At 33.8% G+C, this 19,977-nt stretch carries 19 protein-coding genes; 5 read left to right on the top strand and 14 right to left on the bottom strand.

Translation table 11 applies throughout. The features are described 5' to 3' along the window. Window positions 1-114 precede the first annotated feature (114 nt). Window positions 115-549 (bottom strand): META domain-containing protein, encoded by a 435-nt coding sequence (locus ACZ0AH_RS13200; RefSeq protein ID WP_463476260.1) that lies wholly within the window; start codon window positions 547-549, stop codon window positions 115-117. 243 nt (window positions 550-792) lie between these two features. Between ACZ0AH_RS13200 and ACZ0AH_RS13195 the strand changes: the two genes are divergently transcribed. After that, window positions 793-1,782, top strand: a complete 990-nt coding sequence (locus ACZ0AH_RS13195) for a LysR substrate-binding domain-containing protein (protein WP_463476259.1) — start codon at window positions 793-795, stop codon at window positions 1,780-1,782. Between the two features lie 33 nt (window positions 1,783-1,815). On the opposite strand, the gene ACZ0AH_RS13190 is transcribed toward ACZ0AH_RS13195, so the two are convergent. The 3 genes from ACZ0AH_RS13190 to ACZ0AH_RS13180 form a co-directional block, all read right to left on the bottom strand. Further along, window positions 1,816-2,049: a hypothetical protein gene (locus ACZ0AH_RS13190; RefSeq protein WP_463476258.1), complete on the bottom strand. Its 234-nt coding sequence runs from the start codon at window positions 2,047-2,049 to the stop codon at window positions 1,816-1,818. A gap of 40 nt (window positions 2,050-2,089) precedes the next feature. Beyond that, complete coding sequence (locus ACZ0AH_RS13185; protein WP_463476257.1) at window positions 2,090-2,392, bottom strand: ArsR/SmtB family transcription factor; 303 nt, start codon at window positions 2,390-2,392, stop codon at window positions 2,090-2,092. Between the two features lie 110 nt (window positions 2,393-2,502). Further along, window positions 2,503-3,573: a BamA/TamA family outer membrane protein gene (locus ACZ0AH_RS13180; RefSeq protein ID WP_463476256.1), complete on the bottom strand. Its 1,071-nt coding sequence runs from the start codon at window positions 3,571-3,573 to the stop codon at window positions 2,503-2,505. A gap of 322 nt (window positions 3,574-3,895) precedes the next feature. Between ACZ0AH_RS13180 and ACZ0AH_RS13175 the strand changes: the two genes are divergently transcribed. From ACZ0AH_RS13175 to ACZ0AH_RS13165, 3 genes are all read left to right on the top strand, one after another. Further along, window positions 3,896-4,552 carry a LysM peptidoglycan-binding domain-containing protein gene (locus ACZ0AH_RS13175; protein ID WP_463476255.1) on the top strand — a complete coding sequence of 219 codons (657 nt, stop codon included), beginning with the start codon at window positions 3,896-3,898 and terminating at the stop codon, window positions 4,550-4,552. A gap of 150 nt (window positions 4,553-4,702) precedes the next feature. Further along, window positions 4,703-5,440 carry a hypothetical protein gene (locus tag ACZ0AH_RS13170; protein WP_463476254.1) on the top strand — a complete coding sequence of 246 codons (738 nt, stop codon included), beginning with the start codon at window positions 4,703-4,705 and terminating at the stop codon, window positions 5,438-5,440. 107 nt (window positions 5,441-5,547) lie between these two features. Further along, window positions 5,548-6,327 (top strand): polysaccharide deacetylase family protein, encoded by a 780-nt coding sequence (locus tag ACZ0AH_RS13165; RefSeq protein ID WP_463476253.1) that lies wholly within the window; start codon window positions 5,548-5,550, stop codon window positions 6,325-6,327. Window positions 6,328-6,513: 186 nt separating this feature from the next. Here ACZ0AH_RS13165 and ACZ0AH_RS13160 read toward each other — a convergent pair whose 3' ends face one another. Both ACZ0AH_RS13160 and ACZ0AH_RS13155 read right to left on the bottom strand, forming a co-directional pair. Then, the gene (locus ACZ0AH_RS13160) at window positions 6,514-6,903 is read right to left on the bottom strand and encodes a RidA family protein (RefSeq protein ID WP_463476252.1); all 390 of its coding nucleotides are present in this window, start codon (window positions 6,901-6,903) and stop codon (window positions 6,514-6,516) included. A 174-nt stretch (window positions 6,904-7,077) separates the two neighbouring features. Further along, entirely contained in the window at window positions 7,078-7,641 is a 564-nt protein-coding gene (locus tag ACZ0AH_RS13155; protein WP_463476251.1) for a Crp/Fnr family transcriptional regulator, read from the bottom strand. A gap of 170 nt (window positions 7,642-7,811) precedes the next feature. Here ACZ0AH_RS13155 and ACZ0AH_RS13150 point away from each other — a divergent pair, with 170 nt between their 5' ends. After that, a complete protein-coding gene (locus ACZ0AH_RS13150) occupies window positions 7,812-8,579 on the top strand; it encodes a phosphatidylinositol-specific phospholipase C/glycerophosphodiester phosphodiesterase family protein (RefSeq protein ID WP_463476250.1) in 768 nt (255 codons plus the stop codon). A gap of 103 nt (window positions 8,580-8,682) precedes the next feature. Here ACZ0AH_RS13150 and ACZ0AH_RS13145 read toward each other — a convergent pair whose 3' ends face one another. The 8 genes from ACZ0AH_RS13145 to ACZ0AH_RS13110 form a co-directional block, all read right to left on the bottom strand. Further along, window positions 8,683-9,627, bottom strand: a complete 945-nt coding sequence (locus tag ACZ0AH_RS13145; RefSeq protein ID WP_463476249.1) for a phytanoyl-CoA dioxygenase family protein — start codon at window positions 9,625-9,627, stop codon at window positions 8,683-8,685. A 22-nt stretch (window positions 9,628-9,649) separates the two neighbouring features. Further along, window positions 9,650-10,210, bottom strand: a complete 561-nt coding sequence (locus ACZ0AH_RS13140; protein ID WP_463476248.1) for a contractile injection system tape measure protein — start codon at window positions 10,208-10,210, stop codon at window positions 9,650-9,652. 186 nt (window positions 10,211-10,396) lie between these two features. Next, a complete protein-coding gene (locus tag ACZ0AH_RS13135) occupies window positions 10,397-11,938 on the bottom strand; it encodes a hypothetical protein (protein WP_463476247.1) in 1,542 nt (513 codons plus the stop codon). A 442-nt stretch (window positions 11,939-12,380) separates the two neighbouring features. Continuing rightward, window positions 12,381-13,118 (bottom strand): hypothetical protein, encoded by a 738-nt coding sequence (locus tag ACZ0AH_RS13130; protein WP_463476246.1) that lies wholly within the window; start codon window positions 13,116-13,118, stop codon window positions 12,381-12,383. 228 nt (window positions 13,119-13,346) lie between these two features. After that, window positions 13,347-14,267 (bottom strand): SDR family oxidoreductase, encoded by a 921-nt coding sequence (locus tag ACZ0AH_RS13125; RefSeq protein WP_463478110.1) that lies wholly within the window; start codon window positions 14,265-14,267, stop codon window positions 13,347-13,349. Window positions 14,268-14,528: 261 nt separating this feature from the next. Continuing rightward, complete coding sequence (locus ACZ0AH_RS13120; RefSeq protein WP_463476245.1) at window positions 14,529-15,122, bottom strand: hypothetical protein; 594 nt, start codon at window positions 15,120-15,122, stop codon at window positions 14,529-14,531. Window positions 15,123-15,319: 197 nt separating this feature from the next. Then, window positions 15,320-18,001 carry a T9SS type A sorting domain-containing protein gene (locus ACZ0AH_RS13115; RefSeq protein ID WP_463476244.1) on the bottom strand — a complete coding sequence of 894 codons (2,682 nt, stop codon included), beginning with the start codon at window positions 17,999-18,001 and terminating at the stop codon, window positions 15,320-15,322. A 247-nt stretch (window positions 18,002-18,248) separates the two neighbouring features. Then, entirely contained in the window at window positions 18,249-19,715 is a 1,467-nt protein-coding gene (locus ACZ0AH_RS13110) for a glycoside hydrolase family 130 protein (RefSeq protein ID WP_463476243.1), read from the bottom strand. Between the last annotated feature and the right edge of the window lie 262 nt (window positions 19,716-19,977).

The following is a 19,977-nucleotide window of genomic DNA, read 5'->3' as shown; positions in this document are numbered from 1 at the left end:
GATATAATCTTAAGAAGTATTGTTCTATAATTTTACATAAAAAACACCTTTCACTATTTAGAAATAATAGTGAAAGGTGTTTTTTATTTATTAGTTTAATTTAAAGAGGTAAAATTATTTAGTTACTTTTTTAAATCTCATCATTGGAACATCATTTAATAATAAATTAAGTTTTCCATCTTTGTCAATTGAGTAAGCATTAACTTTTTTGATCATTTGTAAAAAAGTCTGTTCGCCGCCACCTTCACAATACATCATTGTAGCTGGTCCTTGTTCTCCAAAAGTTAAAGATTTTCCTTTTAAAGTATATGGAGCACTATATCCGTTACATCCTGCATTTCCAGATACTTCTTTTGTAGATTCATTAAATTTTATAAATGGTTTTTTATCAGGATATAAACCTTCAAAAGCAATACGCGGACCAGAAATATATTCTAGTTCCCATGAAGTATTATAGAGATCAGCAGTTTTTGTGGTTTCTTTCATTGTGGTGCAAGAATTAAAAGATAATGCTAAAACAGAAACGAATAGTAGAATGTAGTTTTTCATAAAAGTGGATTTTAGAACTTAAAATTAAAGATTTTTAATAGATTATGGTGGAAATAAGGACGCTTATTTTTACTTAAACAGGGCTTTTCCCTTAAAAAAAGAGAATAAAAACATAAAATTAAAATCAATCTAAGATATTTTACGAAATGAGAATTCAGGATTTTTAAAAATAACTGCATTTTGAAAATTCTGTTATAAGCAGATTTAGTATTTTATTTATCTTTATAAAATAAATTTATAATTATGACCATACAGCAATTAAAATATATTGTAGCATTAGATGAAGAACGTCATTTTGCAAGAGCTGCTGAAATATGTATGGTTACACAGCCGGGACTTACGATTCAGTTAAAAAATCTGGAAGAAGAAATTGGTATTAAAATTTTCGACAGAAATAAAGTACCATTAACGCCTACATTACTTGGCATAGAAATTATAAACCGGGCAAAAAAGATTCTGCGCGAAGCGGATGAAATTCGGGATTTTGTGGTGAATGAAAAAAACTTATTAGAAGGCGAAGTCAAAGTAGGGGTAATAACTACATTATCTCCATATTTAATTCCGTTATTTATTAAGGCCATGAAAGAGGCAACTCCCAAAGTTCACTTTATTATAAAAGAAGCCAATACAGGACAATTAATGAAAGAACTGGAAACAGGTGCATTAGATGTTGTATTAATGGCGACTCCTACAGGAAATCCAAATTTGATTGAACACCCAATTTTCAAGGAACCTTTTGTGGCTTATCTAAATAAACACCATCCAATGGTTGATAAAGATTTTTATGAGCTCCAGCCAGGAGACAAAACCGAATTATTGCTGCTGCATAGCGAGTTTTGTTACAATGCACAATTGCTGGATATATGCGGAATAAAAAATCCGGGGAAAATAAAAGAACAGTTTACATATGATATTACCTCAATTGAAACTTTAAAGAATTTGGTTCGTGCACAATTAGGATTTGCCATTATACCGGAACTTTCTGTTTTGAATGAAAAGGATTTAGAACTTTTTAAACCCTTTAGAGAACCAAAACCGGTAAGAGAAATTAGCCTTGTAGTTTCTGATTCGTTTTCAAAAAAATTATTGCTTGAAAAAATGAATGAAGCAATCTGGAATTGCCTTCCCGAATCCCTAAAAAAAGATTTTGCTTACCGCAAAATACGTTGGAATGATTCGCCATATTTTGCCAAATCAGTAAGTGATTTTATAGCACAAAGTAAGAAAGGTTAAAATTCCAATATTTAAAATTCCAAATTCCAAACCTTAAGTAGTACCTAAGTAAATTGGAATTTGGAATTTTAAAAATTGAAATTTATATAACCGTTTATTTTTTAGAAGCAGCAATAATTCTAATGTTTCGCCGCCAATATATCTGTCTGCCGCTTTTTTGAGTGTTTTGAATAAAATTTCATTCGAAAGAATATATTTTTTTGCTTCTTCATTCATGGCCGCTTTTCTTAAAGCGCTGGCTCCTATAAGTAATAAATCTTGTTCCATTAATTGAATTGTTTTGTTGACTTTTTAAATGAAAAATAGTTTAGAGTTCGGTAGACAATGTCTGAATATACTTCTCAATTTCGCTTTCATTTCTTCTGTAATACGTCCATTTTCCATGTCTGGTCGCAATCAGCAAATTTACTTTTTGAAGCATCGTTAAATAATGTGAAACAGTCGATTGAGACAATCCTGTTTTATCCTGAATGTGACAAACACAAACGCCATCACTAAAATCAGGAACATATATTTGCTGCGGAAAATTATCTTCCGGTTTTTTGAGCCAGTTTAGCATATCTATCCGAATTTGGTTAGACAATACCTTATTTATTTCTACAATATCCATATTACAAATATATAATTATATATCGAGATATATCGATACGTTATTTTGCAAGTTTGTGATATTTTTAAAAATAGGATGAATTTAATGTTCCAGATTAGAAATAATGAGTTTTAAAAAGCTTCACCAATTCTGAAATAAATTCCCCAATCGCCTTTTCCAATAGCGGCATCAAGTCCTACATTAAATTTTTCGGTTTTAAAAGCCCTGTAGCGATATCCTACACCAGCTCCCGGATATAAATTCCAGTTGAAACTTTCCGTATCAGAACCATAAATAGTAGCAACTCCGGCAAAACCTACAAGCCCCATTTTTTTATTAAAGTTGTACCGGTATTCACCTTGTATTGCCATAAGTCCGTCGCCGCGATATTTTCCTTCAGAATATCCTCTCACATCTTCTCCACCAATAGTAACTTGCTGTTCGAAAGAAATATTTCCCAAGCCAAATTTTCCGGCAAAACGGGCTGCGAGAACATCAGTTCCGTTGCGCATCGGAAAATATTTATTGTATTCCGAGAGAATTTTACTGGCACTAACATCATTTCCAAGCCATTCCGGATAACTAATCCATCGCAATTTTATTTTCTCCCCTTTAGTAGGATAATAAACAGCGTCGCGCGTATCATACATCATATTTACCTGCAAACCATTTGTGTGAGATACCGAAGATGGCTGGATATCATCTTGATAAGCAGTATCATAATGTGCATAAGAATATCCCAGACCACCATATAAATATTTAATTATTTTACGCTGAAGCGTTACGCCAACAATTGTTTTTTTAGTGGCATAATCATAAAAATCAGGCGTATCAATATCATCCACATAAAATTGTGCGTTTTGATTTCCTGTTACAAAAAACAATTGCGCGCGCCAGGTATCTTCTTTAAAATACAATTTATTGAAAGAAGCTATAAAATAAGATTTATTGGTCGTATAAACGGCAGAAATACCAGACAAGGATTTAGGCGAAATAGTGTCGTTTTTGTCCAGTTTGTACATCATCATTGGGATTGCGCCAAACATAAAATCAAGAGTTCTGTTGTAATTAAGATAAGGCATTACATTAAAATCGATATTCTTGGCTTTCGCCGAAGTTTTAGTACTGTCGGTTACTTTTGTCTGACCCGATGCAAATGAGAAACATAAGAGCACTATTATGGAAGTTAAGATTTTCTGCATCTGTGGATTTATTTATAAGTTACTCATTATTAACTGTTCAATGTATTTCCGGACTGCATGTAAAAAGAATAAATATACAATTTTTGTGTGTATTTATTTATTCTTTATAAAACTTAAAGTATTTTTTTTTGAAAAACAAAATTTAGCTGAATCTTAGAGGTAAACTTTAATTACAGAGGTAAAATGAGTTTCTTCTTTTAGAATGTATTTGATTTAACTGATTGAAAATAGGGTGTTTATCCCCGTGTTTTATGGTTTCAAAACAATTAATTTTGGCATAAGATTAATTTCAAACCATTGTATAACCCCTAAAACTTTAATCATGTTTTATAAAGTAAAAAGCAGCGATACCTTATCGAAAATAGCCAAAAAGTTTTCAGTTCCGGTCAGTCTGATATTAGCTTTTAATAAGGATATCAAAAATGTAGACCACATTTTTGTAGGTCAGCTGATTCAGATTCCAAATGTTGAAGATGTTCCTGAAGAAGTGAAATCTACAGAACCGGAAAATCCAAATAATTTTATCGTACGCGCACGATCTGTGGTCAATCACGGCATTAAATATAAGTTAGGTTCGGGCGGAATGAATCCTGCCTTAAAAGAACCTACATCTAATAATGAATGCGATTGCAGCGGTTTTGTTTGTTGGGTCTTTGGATTATCCAGAAAATCAACAATACCATTTTATAAAAAATTTGGTGGTTGGATCTACACAGATTCAATGGTTGAAGATGTTAACAGCCAGGCCGGTATTTTTGAAAAACTAACGATTCCGGAAGTTGGATGTATTGTGGTATTTGGAGCAGGCTCAAAAATTGGGCATGTAGGTATTGTGTCTGAAATAGAGAATGGAAAAATGAAAAAAGTGATTCATTGCAGCGCAGGAAACTTTTCAAAATTCCACGATTCGATACAGGAAACAACGCCAAACGTATTTAACAGAGCAGACGCTTTATGGGGAAGATTTACTCAGGTTTGATCAAATTAAGAATGCTGTGGTATAAAAAAAGAAATATCTTAATTGATTATGTTATTTATATAATTATAAGAAGCAGCAATTTATCTCCATAAATAAATTATTTACGACATAAACACAGAAATAATTATGGAAATATAAATACTAAAAATCATGGAAAAAGAAACCAATATTACGCCCTCATTTTTTTCTGCTATTGTAGCAACCGGAAAAGATCTGGCTGCCTTATTAAGAGATTTTGTGCTGCTTATTGTTTTTATTGCCTTATTATTATTTCCAACAACCTTCAATGATATCATGATAAAAGCCGGTTTTGAAGAAGGAAGTATTGTGGGCATGAAATGGAAAAAAGGAATCACGAAATCTGATATTGCTTTAAAAGAAGCTCAGGCAACTATAAGCGCTCAGGCAAAACAATTAGACAGTACTTCGAAGCTTTTGGCCGAAGCAAAAAAGGAAACTACAAATCCGGATTTAAAAAAGAAAATCTCAGATATTCAAACCAAAAGCACGGAACTAAAAAAGGAAACCAATCTTATTCAGGCTTCTGTAAAAAAGACAATTTCGTCTAATGCTGTTCTGGTCGAAAATGCCCAAAAAGCTGTAAATGAAAATAGTGCATGGGGCGTGATTTTGGGCGGAGATTCGAACCTGAAAAGTGCGCAGGACGAAATTGGAATTATGGATAGAAGATTTGGAATTCCAAACGCTGTTATCTATTTCAGACAGGGATCTTACCGAAGTATTGCAATCGTTAATGATCGATCTGAAGCCGAAGCAATATTGCTCAAAGCAAAAAAAAGACGTCCGGATGCTTATATTGTTCCAATGTCGACCTGGTGTAAAAGTTCTGTTCAAAGAGAAGGTTATTTCGAATGCGCCAGCAAATAAAAATATAAAAGATATTAATTGATTTTTGGTAATTAAGAAATACCTATCTTTAAATTGATTAATATTTTTCTTATTTAAGAACTTAACTTTTAACGCCAAAACAATTCATGAAGATATTTTTTATTAAAGCAATGTTGTTTGTAATGTTCTTAACTTTTTTTTCCTGCGAAACCAAAAAACAAAAACCGGAGCCAAAATCATATAAAGCCGGTGTTATTTTATCTTTTGATGATGCTTATGTAGACGAATGGTATATGGCAGATCAGGCTTTGAAAAAATACTCTTGGAAAGCCACTTTTAATGTCTGCAGAATCGATTCGATAGGAAAACCTCAGATACAAAAATTGCTGCAAATGCAAAAAGAAGGTCATGAAATTGCGGGTCACGGTTATCATCATTACAATGCCGTAAAATTTGTTCAAAAACACGGAATCGACGCTTATGTAAAGCAGGAAATAGATCCTATGATTGTTTCCATGAAAAAATTATCGTTTAAAGTTACGTCTTTCGCTTATCCGTACGGAGAAAGATCTGATGCACTTGACAAAGCATTATCGTCTAAATATAAAATTATAAGAGGAAGGGCTTTTGGAGGTGAAGTTCCTGAAAAACAAGACAGTTATTTTAATAAATCAAAAATTGTATTTGCGTTTGATATCGATAACAGCCACATTCATTTTAGTATTCCGTATCTTTTAGAATTGTTGGATTATGCCAAAAAGAACGATAAAATTTTGATTTTATGCGGTCATAAACCAGTCATAAATGTTACTGAAAATTATCAAACAAAAATTGAAACCTTAGAATTTATTTGTAAATATATGAAGCTTAATGATCTTAAATTCTATACTTTATCTGATTTGGATGATTTGCTTCCGCAGCAATAATATTTTGAAATAGAAAAAACAACAATCCAAATGAGATAAAATCCAATATTTTTCCAAAAACGTAAACAGTGAATTGAACTTATCTCATTCAGGACGATCGTTATTTATATGTACGAATTAATCTACTTTTTGGTTTAAAAATAATTCAATAATTTAAACCCATAATTTGAAATTTTATGGGATAGATTATTTAACTACAGTTGCTTCCAATTCCACTTTTAAAGTTTCAAAAAGGCTTTTTACTTCCAGTAAAGTTGTGGCTTGTTTCATGCCATGTTTCGCAACCCAATCCTGAATAAGATTAAAATGCGGCCAAAGTTCAGCAGTATTTGTAGTGTAAATATTTAATCTAACGATTCCTTTGCATTCGTAGCCCGCCTGTGTGATTACTTGTTCCAGATTTTTTAACGCCAGTTTTATTTGAGATTCCATGTTTTCGTCACTTGAAATTCCGTCAGCACTTATCGCCGTTTGTCCTGAAACATAAAGTGTTCCTTCCGGATTTTTTACTTCTACGGCTTGTACATAACTGCGTTGGTTTTGCCATTCCCAAGGATTAATTGCTCTTTTTTCCATTTGTTTTCCATTTTTAGTTTGTGCCAATATTGACAGCGTTGATAATAACAGTAAGGCTAAAAATTTTGTTGTTGTTTTTACGATTACAGTTTAAAATTTGTACTGCAAAATTGTAGATAACAACCGGAATAGCGTCTTGACATTCCTCACGAATTTGTAGTGAGATTTGTCACATCAGGAAGATAATCTGCTCAGGGTTTCTCGGGAAACGCCTAAATAAGAAGCAATTAAGCTTTTGGGAACACGTTGCGTAAGAGATGGATATTGTTTTAGAAAATGCTCGTAACGTTCTTTTGAGTTAGAAGTCTGCCAGGAAATTATCCGACGTTGAGAGCCCAGAAAACCAAAAGTTGCTTTTTCCAGAAAAAAACGTTCCATTTTTTGCAAACCATCACATAACTTTTTATAATCTTCAAGCGTACAGCAAAGTACCTCAGTATCTTCCAGACATTCTAATGACATTGTAGCTTCGGTTTGAGTAAAAAAGGCATAATAATCACTTTCCCACCAATCTTCCATAGCAAAAGAAACAATATGCTGTTTTGCTTTATTATCGGTGTAAACTAATTTTAAAAGTCCGGAAATTATAAAATAAGAATACTTTACAGGATGACTTTCCTGAATAAGAAATTGATGTTTCTTAAACTTTTTGGTGGTAAAATGAGTGGACACAAAAGCAAACTCATCATCTGTCAGCGGAATTATTTTTTCGATATGTTCTCTAAGATTTGCTTGCATATAAAGTTCAAAGTTATTGAAATATGAGCGAAAGTCCTAAGAGTAAGAATAACTGTTTGTGCGTATAAAGTAACACAACCTTAATCCAGCCATAAAAACAATTTGATCCTGACAAATTACTTTCGTTATGAAGTTACCTACGACTTTAAAAAGAAATAAATTCAATTGAAATGAAAAGAACAATCACCCTTTTTTGCCTCCATTTTTTAGTGTTTGTACAAGCGCAGGAATACAGTTCATCAAACATACATTCGCATAATGATTATGCCGGTAAACAGCCATTTTATGAAGCATATGCTAATGAAGCCGGCGTTATAGAAGCTGATGTTTTTATAGTAAATAACGATTTGCCGGTTGCCCATAATTCAAAAGATATTACAGCTTCTAACACGCTGCGAAGTCTTTATTTAGAGCCGCTTTCTTCGAAATTAAAGGATTTAGACGGAAAAACATATCCGGATAATAAGCCTTTAATTTTAATGATTGACATTAAATCTGATGCTGATGCAACCTTAAAATTAATTGCTGAACAACTAAAAACATATCCTGATCTTATTTCGAATAAAAACTTAAAAGTGCTTATTTCGGGAAACAGGCCAAATCCGGCAAACTGGAAGGATTATCCTGAATTTATTTATTTTGACGGAAGACTGAACGAAAATTACACATCAGAACAATTATCGCGCGTTGAAATGATTAGTGAGGATTTGAAAAGAATTGCGTCCTGGAATGGTAAAGACGCAATGACCAAAACTGATTCGGAAAAAATACAGGCGATCATTAAAAAAGTTCACGATCAGCATAAAAAAATCAGATTTTGGGCTACGCAGGACAATGCAAATACCTGGATAACTTTAATGAATTTAAAAGTCGATTATATTGCAACAGATAATGTTCCGGAATTGACGCAATTTATCAATGCCAAAACACAGAAATAAATATTCAAAGAGTAGAATTTATCAGATTAAAAAGCATAAAAAAATCCCATTTTATATTGATGGGATTTTTAGTTTTGTTTATTAATTATGCCGAAGTAAGTAATTAAATCCATTCTCCAGAATCATTATAATCATCCGGTAAATAAGTGAGATATTGCACCATTCTTGGATTTTTGCCTTTGTTTGGGGTTGCACAATGCGGAAGCTTATTATTCCAGATTATAAAATCGCCTGCATTACCAATTACAGGTTTTGGCTGCAATGTTTTAAGGGCTTTTTCTCTTGGGTTTTCATCTGGTTCAAGGTTATCAAGCCAATGATTTATTTTGTTATGAAATCCCGGAACACAATGAAAAGCGCCATCATCAGCGCCACAATCTGTGAGATAAAGCAATCCCTGAAGTCCAAATTTTATAGGCTGTTTTAAACTGGTATCCCAATGAAGCCTACTTCCTAAAAAAGTAAAGCTGTTAGTTTCAGGAGGATTAAAACTCACTTTATCAATGGTTTTATATATTTTGGATGTGTTATAAAGCTGTTCGTATGCTTTTTTTATTTTTGGTGAAAACCTGTTTTTGTTTAAGGTTTCATGATCAAAAAAATTAAGCATTAATCCTTTTTGATTTTCATGTGTTTTATACCAGGAATCTTTTTTGTCAGGATCCATTTCTAAAAAATCCCAAATCGCCTGTTGTGTTTCTTCGCAGTCTTTTTTTGAAATTGCATTTTTTACTATAACATACCCGTTTTCGTTCCAAAACTGGAGATCTTCTTCTGTGAGGATATTATCTTTATAATCTTCAAATTCTATATTTTCGTTTTTCTTTCGATTGTTGATCCAATTTTTAAAAGTTTCAAAATCAGGTTTTTCAAAATATAAAAACTGTAAAGTATCATCCATACTAATCCCTAATTGGTATAAGGTTTTAATTTCTTCGTTCCAGCTCGTATTATCCGAACCAGAAACTTCAGAAGGATAAAGCGCGCGTTTCCATAATTTTTCAAGATTAGTCCAATTCATATAATTTCCTGATAGTTTATTTTTCACGATTGTTTTACAGTTTCATTTTCTAATAATGCCAATTGACAAACAAAGGCTTGTTCATCCATGGAAATTTTATAACAGAAAAAGTAAAGGGAGATTTGTTTATTAATACATCATAAGCCTTATTGCTTACCGTAAGCTGCCATTTGTCTTCTAATTCTAAAAGCAAACCGTCCCGAACGAGCCAGTTGCCTCTAAATCCGTCTATTGAAGATTTGCCAATTGTAGGCCAATGCTCAATTACAGAGGTTATCAATCCTTCGATAAGGTGTTTGTCCTGTTCTGAAATTTCTATTCTATCACTAACAGAATCCGTGAGTGCTAAACCGCATAATACTTTATTGAGCGGCAAATAAGCTTCTTCTGTTTCGGTTAATCCGGTAATAATATATTGCAAATATTGTACGGCATCTTTTTGTTTTTGCAGCGTAACAAAATGTTTATCTTCGACAAGATGAAGCCTTTCAAACACCATGATTAGATAACTGCTTAAAAGTACAATTCCTGAATTTTTGACTGAAATGGGATTATTATTTGAAGGCTCATATTCTTTTAATGTTATTTTTATCTCAGAAGGTTTCCCCATTTTGTATCAATTATTAATTGGTGTATAAAGGATATAAAAATAGACATCTTTTGCGAATAGGATATAAGTATTTATACCTGATATGGGTTTTATCGCAATGAAATTTTATAAATTTTGGATATAAAAAAAATCCACATCATAATTTGATGTGGATTTGAATATCTTTATTTTGTAAAATATAAAATTTTAATTTTCGCAAAAAGCGCCAATTTGTTTCAAGTGTCTTTCTGTCTGGTATTTATTAAAGTTGTCCCATTTTGGAGGGAAACTTGTTTTTTGTCCGTACATCGCATCCAGGCAAACATTGTCGTCTTTGTATTTATCGTGTAAAACAGCCAGAATTTTAAAGAAAAATTCATCTAACATTACGATAGCTTCAAATTCAGATTTTAATATATTGTAATTTTCATCTGAAGGATTCAATAGTTGAAGTAAATTTAAAACTTCAGCTTTTTCATCTTCATTGATTTCGGTTGCATAACCTGATTTTAAAGTTTTAAAAACCAAATTATTCCAGGCTTTGCTATCATGTCCCCACTGAACATCCGGCAAGTTTAAAGAATGCTCGCAAATCAAAATAATAGAAAAAAGGACATCGTTTAAATATTCAGCCGGAAATTCATCAAAACTTCTGAATTCGAAACCGCTTTGGTACATTTTTTCCTGATTAAAATCAAGACCAACTTCCGAAAGCATTTCATATTCCATATCTGCCTCAATCTGATCGCGCCACCAAATATTTTCTTCTTTTTCAAATTTTAGCAATTTTCTAAAATCATCAACATTATAGGTCAGGATTTTACCTTTTGGCATTGCTTTATTATAAGTTCCAACACCAATATAGCGTGACATGGCATTTCGCATAGAACCTAAAGTAAATTTTTTGTCTAAGCTATATGTATCACTTATAACGCCCATAATATCAGGACTTCCAAGAGTTGCTATAAAAAAAGGCTCAAACCATTGCAATAAATAAATGGCGTTTGCGTGTGTTTTTTCAAATTCGTTATAATCAACAATTCTGCTGTCTTCTGTTAATGACGGCAAAGTTATATGAAAATGATACGTTCCATTATTAAACAAAACCAGGTTCTCCTGATTGGTCATGAACATATTAAGACCATTGTTGTAATCCGGAAAATTTAATTTTCCGTTTAAAACAGATGATTCGTTGATTTTATCCAAAAACAATTTCTTGGTAGCTTTTAATTCTTTGCAGGAATCAGCTATTGTTCTGTTTTCAAAATATTTGGTTACAAATTCGATAGAATCACCATCAAAATGTACAGAACCCATCGTTTTGTTTCTTTGGGTAATCATACTTTGAATGTTGTAAGGCTGATTCTCCAGAAAAAGTTCCATAATAGATTTTCCTAAATATTCAGGATTTTCCAGTGGTTGTGCGCTTACTTCGGCAGTTTCAGTATCAGCAGAAGGTTTTTTTGCTGATAGTGTTTTGTGCTGATAGTTAATGTCAAGTTTTTCCAGCGAATGACTATTCATCATTCGGCTCACTTTGTAGTTTTCATTCAAACCAAAAGCTTTTTTCAAAATAGGAGCTAAACTTTCCGGTTTATAGCATTTTCTGTAGTCAATACTATATTTTTCAAAACCGATTTTTTCTTGTATAAATTCACCAGAAACTATTAGGGATTCTTCAAACTGCATGTAGGTTTCGTTTTCTAATCCTATTCCCCAATAATATTTTTTTGTCTGATTGTCTTTCATTTATACTTACTTTCTTTTTTTATGGTTAATTCAAGTTCTTAAAGTCATTCTTTTTTATTCGGAAATACGAATATAATCTCTTAAAAATCAGAGATAAAAAACTCTTAATGGATTCAGCATATGTTTGCATCCATTAAAAAAGTTTTGATTTACTTTTAAAATTATAGGAATCTATATTTTAGTCTTTGGAATTTTGCACTTTTTATCGACTGAAAGGCTGAGAAAAAAGTAAATTTTTATAATGGGGTTATAAAATTACTTTTGACATTAATTACTTTTATATCAATAATTTAAGCAGAAGAATAGCGAAATGGCAACTTTTGCGATCCTTCTTTTTTCCAAGTTGCAAAAGTAGTTTTTTATTATGTTATTTCCAAGTAGTTAACACGCTGAAAATCAATATTTTTTTGAAAGGTTAAAACAAATATCTTTACTGTTTTGTTTATTCATGGTAATAAAAGACGTATGAAGAGTATAATTCATCATTCCACCAGTCTTTTCGAACTTCTGAAAAGTAATTATAATTTAATTTCCCTGCCTGAGATTGTAGCGGATATACTACTTTTCCGTTTTCGCGATACGCCTTATGCAGATCCGATTCGGGAACAACAGGAACAATATGTCCGGAAAGTCCTTTTTCTCTTCTTTTGGCACAAATTATTCCAATTCCGCCATTAGCATTTACCTTATTCTGAATTTCATCAGCCGTAAACATTCTTTCCCATCCAAAATTAATTCCCCATTGCAAAAACCAATCGTGTATCGCGCTGGAATAAATGCGATCAACAGTCTGCTCAAAAACAGGTTCTATTTCTTGTCCTTTCAAAACTTTTTCCAGAGATTCATCCGTCCACCAAACTGTTGGAAGATAGACTTTTGAGAAATAACAATAATCGTAAGAATACACATTGCAATACGTATCTTCAACCGTTCTTTGATACCTGATATTGGTTTCAACATCAAGTTTGTCAATAATTTTGGCAATACTTTCTTTTTTGCTTGCAAGATTGGTCAAATCCCTAAACGGAATACTGGGATCCATCATGGGTTTTTCCTTCATTTCCATGGAATCTAAGCGAGATTCCGTATCCGGTAATAAATCGGCTTTTTGTATGTGAGAATATGTTGTTGGATTATTTTCCAGAGGTAACGATGCTACTGATTCTATATGTTTTTCCATTTTGACTTCTTAAAATTATTAACCAACAGTATCGAAATTTATATACTTGCAGGGTTATTTTGTCAGCTAAAAAAGTAAATATAACAATTTAAATTTTCTGAAGAGTTTTAGGAAAAGAAATTTAGCAGAAAAATTAACCTGTAAAAAAATCCTGTTTCGTCGTGAAACAGGATTTTTTTGCAGAATGAACTTTACGATTAAAATAATTTAGTCCAAGTTTTTTTATTATTAAGGATTTCCTTCACCACCACTTGAACCATAAATTTGGCCTGTTGCGTAGCTGGCATCATTTGCGGCGAGCTGTACATAAATAGAAGCAAGTTCTGCGGGTTGTCCGGGTCTTCCCATTGGGGTTTGTCCTCCAAATTCTTTAAGTTTTTCCATTGTAGCACCTCCGCTAACTTGTAGCGGAGTCCAGATTGGTCCCGGCGCAACGCCATTTACCCTGATTCCTTTTGGCGCAAGCTGTTTGGCCAATGATTTAATATAATTTGTGGTAGCCGCTTTGGTTTGTGCATAATCATATAAATCTTCAGTTGGTGCGTATGCTTGTACAGAACTGGTTCCAATTATTGAAGCGCCGGGTTTTAGATAGGGAAGTGCTGCTTTAATAATCCAGAATGGTGCATAAATATTGGTTTTCATAGTCCAGTCGAATTGTTCTGTCGAAATATCCAAAATTGATGCATGTGTTTGTTGTCGTGCTGCATTATTGACCACAATATCAAGTCCGCCGAGTGCTTTTTGGGCTTGCTCAACAAGTGATTTGCAGAATTCCTCATTGCGCAAATCTCCCGGAATTGCAACAGCTTTGCGTCCTTCGGCTTTTATTAGCTGGATAACTTCTCTGGCATCTTCTTCTTCGGTAGGAAAATAATTTATTGCTACATCAGCGCCTTCTCTTGCATAGGCAATTGCTGCAGCCCTGCCCATTCCGGAATCACCTCCTGTTATCAGTGCTTTGCGGCCTTTAAGTCGTCCTGTACCTTTATAGCTTTTTTCGCCGTGGTCAGGCCGCGGATCCATTTTACTCACTAAACCCGGCCATGGTTGAGATTGTTCTTTAAATGGCGGTTTGGGATATTTGGATGTTGGATCTTCGGTACCATTCGAAATATAAAATGGATCGGTATTTAAGGCATTTGCCATTATAGGATTAATTGACGCGGTTGCAAGTACTGCGCCCATACCCGTAATTGCAGAGCGGCGGGATATTACGTTTTTTGCCTCCATAATAAATAGATTTAAAGTTCTTTATGATTTGTAAAACTCTTAATTATCGTTGATAATCAATCAAATATAAAAAACGCGCTATCTATCTTTTTATAGAATTATCATATATTATTACAGAAATATAATACGGGATTTTGATAAATTAATTTAAAGGATTTATTTGAGGCTAATATAATCTCATTCTTTATACAATATAATAGTCGCTTTATAACCTGTACCAACATTCCATTGGCTGGCTTCAATCACAGCGCCTTTGTCGTCATACACCTGAAATTCAGCCGTATTTGGCGAAGCAGAACCTTCGTTTAAAGCTTCAAAATCGATTTTATTGATTCCTTTTACCAGATTTATTTTGAACCCTTTATATTCGCCAACCAAATTTACTTCCGGCTCAATAACTTTATCATTTAGATAAACCCTGATTTTATCGCCATCTACAAAAGCAGCGTCACGATAACGTACTGTTGATGTAAATGAACTGGTTACAAAACTTCCTAAATATTCATTTCTTCTATAGAATATACCTTCAACATTGGCTTCTTTTTTATACAGGATATTATTTTTATAAAGATCATCCGGATTAATTTTCAAAACAATTGAATCTTTTAAAGGTGCAGGATCTGCGGTTGGCGGCGTATTTGCCGGAGGCGGAACTTCCTTCACTTCACCATTTTTAGACTGAATTGGTTTGTATTTGCCATTTAGTTCTTTTTGTGCATATCCTTGAAGCGAAATACTAATTATAGTAACGAGGAATAATATTTTTTTCATACTTTTTTCATATTAATAAAACAAATGAGTCGTTATAACGAAACACATTAGGTCTCTTAATAAAACATTTAATCAATGGATTTATTGCCTTTGCAGGGAATATATTTCAAAATTTAAATAGAAAACAGTTTTGTTGGAATAAAAAATCCTGACTTTCAATGAACATGAAAATCAGGATTTTTTGAAACATAATTTACTTATTTCTTAACAAATTTGTAGCTTTTTGCCGGACTTCCGGGCGTTGAAACTTTTATCATATAAACGCCGTTAGTCAGATTATTTACAGGTACTTCTGAACTCATTAAATCCTGAGCATCTATAGACGTTTTCCAAACCTCTTTTCCGCCCATATCGTACACAGATAAAGCAACCGGACCATTTATGGCATTGTCAAATTTTATCCTGAAAGTTGTTGATGCCGGATTCGGAAATATATAATTAGTCGAGGCAATTCCCCAATTATATTGCGGACTGCTTAATGTTGATCCCAGGGAAATGGCATATATCGCGGCATCAGCTTTTGGTAATTGCACACTTAATGTACCTTGCGCTGTGCTTGTAGTACCGGAATATAACTCTTTTACGGTATAATTTCCGGAACCCAAACCAAGACGGCTTAAACTAACATTATTGGTTGCAGCAGCATTACTGTAATTGAATACAGCGACATAAGTAACGTTATCCTGTGTCGCCGAAAAAATGTTGGCGGCATTGTAACCCGTATTACCATCGGCAGGAATAAAATGCATGTCGTTACGGGCAACATTCATAACATCATTATTCTGCAAAAGATTTTGTGATTTAGCTTTCCAGGCTCCTGCAACTGAGAAATCATCACCGCTTGTAACCGTTCCCGTTACGACGCTGCTTAGTAATCTCGCACGGTTTTCGCCATCAGATACAGTGCCAAATACAACGTGATCAGCATCAAGATAATCATAAATCTGATTTTGCCACCAGCCATAAGTTGTACTGTTAAGCGTATAATCAGTATCGCCAATGCTGCTGTATGCATCGCACGCAATACGACGTACATGAACATATGGACCTGTTGCCAGATTAGGCGATATTGCTGCTTCGACCAGCATTGTTCCGTTAATTTCATCGATTAAATATTTCATTCCTTCCTGATAAGCTTCCATTCCGGTGTGTAATTGGTAGTTTACAAAACTATCGGCTTCTATGCTCGCGTGCGTCAAAAAGTCGACTTTTACCATTTCGAATCCTGCAGCTTTAAAGCGGTTGATAAAATAGTGTATTCTGGCTTTAGTTCCCGGACTTGTAGGATCCATGGCATAAGCGCCGTCGAGCTCAAAAGGACTTCCGTTAACAATTGTCCAACATTGGTTATAATTATAAGAACTGCCTTCGACCTGACGGTTGTATTTGCCCCAATCTACAAACGGAGCCCAGTAAATTCCGGCCTTAAACCCTTTGCTTTTTGCATACGCAACAAATTGTGCCAATTGCGCATCGCTCATATTATCCCAATACGAATCAAGGTCTATAAATAGTGTGTTGTCTTCGGTTTTGTATGCCGGACAATCATTATGAAAAAAGTCTACAACAGCATTTACCTTCGTCTGATTAATACTGGTTTGCATAGCACCCCAACTGTTCCAGCCAATTGGTTTTGGCGCAGTCCAGTCAAAAATATATTTAGGCTGAAGCGCTGCGTTTGCTTGTGCAAATTCCTCAAAACCAGTTCGCCAGTCATCAGTGGCATTTATAATTACTTTTGGCGAAGCGCAACTCGTCTGACCCACATTTACCCAACCATGACCACGGGTATCTCTAGTAATTTCTTTTTTGGTCCATCCTGCAATAACCGAAACATAGGCAGACGATGTGCCAGCGCCGTTTACCGTAATACCGGTTTTCCATTTTGTATGTTCAAGAGATCCAATAACTAAGCCTTTGCGATTGGTATTGTTATAAATATTAGTAACCTCAGATGCCGTAAAATCGGCTAAATTAAGCGGATATGCATTATAACGAACCCATGCGTCATTATCATAAGGAACAAATACTGCTCTGGTGTCTCCGGTACCAAAGTTTGGCGTAACCTGATAACTTGTTAATGGTGACATTTTATAACAGTTAGAACCGTTTCCGGTAAGAACTACTTGTACGGCCAGATAATTTTTATTGGTATAGGTATAAAAAATTTGCTGCATTCCCAGTGTATAATTTCCACTTAAAGTGAAAATATGTTTGGTGCCGCTGCCAATATTATCTGTAAAGGATTGTGTGGTATAAACTGCCGAAGCAAAATTACTGCTCACATATTGCTGATCGCTAAAAGCATAAGCCGATGCATTGGTAATTACCGTCGCGCCATTAAATTTTACGCTATAGGTTTTAGTGCCCAGATTGTAAACTACGCTATTATTGGTGCCAAAAGAAACTGTTTGTGTACTTGAGGAACTAATAGGCGTTAGAACAAATTTATCCAGATTAGGCGCCCATGTACTCGTGTTGTCCCAAAGCAGGGCAGTGGTTCCGCTGTTTAGATACACACTTATGGTTTTTGAAGCTGCAGTGCTCCATCCGCCACTTGGATCGCACGGAATAACTATTGTTGCAGCTGAACCGGCAGTTAACCGAATTGTTCGCGGATCGCCCGTACAATAAAATAATTGAAGATTATACCAACCTGAGGCCGATACAGTTGCATTTACCGAAACACTGCTGTTTCCGCCCAAATTACCGACTATTTTGTTGGAGCACGCATCACAATTCTGAATATTGGCGCTATTGGTGAGCGTTCCGTTTTCGAATTCATACGTTTGGGCTGAACTATATATTGCTACGAATAACAATAGTATGGTAAGCAGCGATTTAAGAGAACATTTTTCTATTGTAATTTTTTCTTGCATAATAATTTAGGTTTAGTTAGTTAAGATGCAGTACTATACTATACTGTGCTACAATAATAAGAAAAATATTAATATATTGTTAAAAAATAATTGATTTAATTATTTCACAAAGAGTAAATTGTGTTTATAGTTGATGTTTGCTGGTATTATAATTAAAAAAGAAATTTAATTTTAGAAAATAAAAAGCATAAAAAAAGCTTAATCCATAAGAATTAAGCTTTTTCAGATACTAAATTAATTGTTTGAATTAGTTGCTTTTCTTCAAAGCATCTATTAATTCTGCCATATCAACAATTGCATAAGTAGAGGAATAATCAGATACTGCATATGGTAATATCAGACTATTGTTATGAATAATGGCGCCGCATGAATACACAACATTCGGTACATAACCTTCTCGTTCATCTTCAAGAGGCGAAAGCAGCGGTTCTTTTAGTCTTCCTATTTCTTTAGACGGATCATCGAGATCAAACAATGAAGCGCCAATACAATAACGTCTCATTGTACCCACGCCATGCGTAATAACGAGCCAGCCTTCTTCGGTCCAAAGTGGTGATCCGCAATTTCCTATTTGTGTAAATTCCCATGTATAACGCGGTTCCTGAAGAAGAACAGGATTGTTCCATTGTGTCACTCTTTCAGAATACATGATATAATTGTTAACGCCATCAATTCTGGCAAGCATGACGTATTTGCCTTTTATTTTTCTTGGAAACAAAGCCAGGTTTTTATTTTGAGCACCAATTCCGTGCAAAGGCATTACTCTAAAAGTATAAAAATCTTCGGTAGAAATAAGTTTAGGCAATATCGTGTGACCATTATAAGCGGTATAAGTTGCCATAACACGAACCGAATCATCGTCATCGACAAAGCGAACAAAACGGGCGTCTTCGATACCACGGCTTTCAGAGTCCGAAATTGGAAAAATAACACGTTCTGTAATATCAGAATCATGTTTGAATTCTAAATCATAAAATGATTTTGCCAGCCAGATTATTTCGTTTAATGCAGTTCTTCTTTCTTCACGAATTGACGGATCGCTTAAAGCTGTATTTACCATACTTTTCAGAACAGCATATTCAAATTCATCCGGCAAATCCTGCATGATTTGCGTAATGTATTTGTCTTGTGTATGCATTTCGGATAATTTCAATAAAAACCTTTCTTTATTAAAAAAGCTTTTATGCATAATTTCGGCCTTGTCAATATTATGACCAATTTTCATTACCTGAAGGTTATTGTTTTTATCGAGAATTCCTCTTCTAAAAACAATTGATGAAATATGGCCTTCACCAGTTGCACGAAAAGAAATGATAACACGTTTTTCACCTTCTTCTAAACCCGACTGATCAAAATCTTCAACTATAGAAGGATTAAAAATAGCGGCAGATTCTATCGCATATTCCATTGTGCAATAGGACCCAATAAGCATTTTTCTGTTAAGGGATAAAGCTTCATAATCAATTTGCATGGATTCGATTACGGGTCTTATTTTTTCGCAATGTCTAAAAAATATGGCTGAAATATTTCGATGACGTCTGGCAAATTCACGCAGCGTCTGCTCTAAGGTTTCTAATACTTGTTTTTCGTCAAGCATCATTATCCGTATGACCATTTGTTGGGTCCGTTCATCACCATTCATAAAATATCGGGCAACAACTCTTTTAGAATCGGGGGTGAATAATATGTTTTTACGGATGACTGATACTCGCATAGTTTTATTTTTTAATTATAATAGTTAAGTGCATTTTTTATGGTATTGAAAAATTACTTCGGGTATGGTACATTCATATTTGCTTAAAAATGTAGAAGTGTACCTGTTTGAAGCAAGATCAATACTTTAGATTAATCATATTTATAAAACAAGTTAGTGATTTTAACAAAGAAAAAAAACTTTATTTTAAAACTTTTAGCACTGTTTTATTTTTCAAAGAATGCCTTGAGTTTTAAATTTAAATGAAATCTGGCTTTAAAAT

This window comes from Flavobacterium sp. AC105 (genome assembly GCF_979258495.1).
This window is presented reverse-complemented; position numbering and strand designations above follow the sequence as displayed.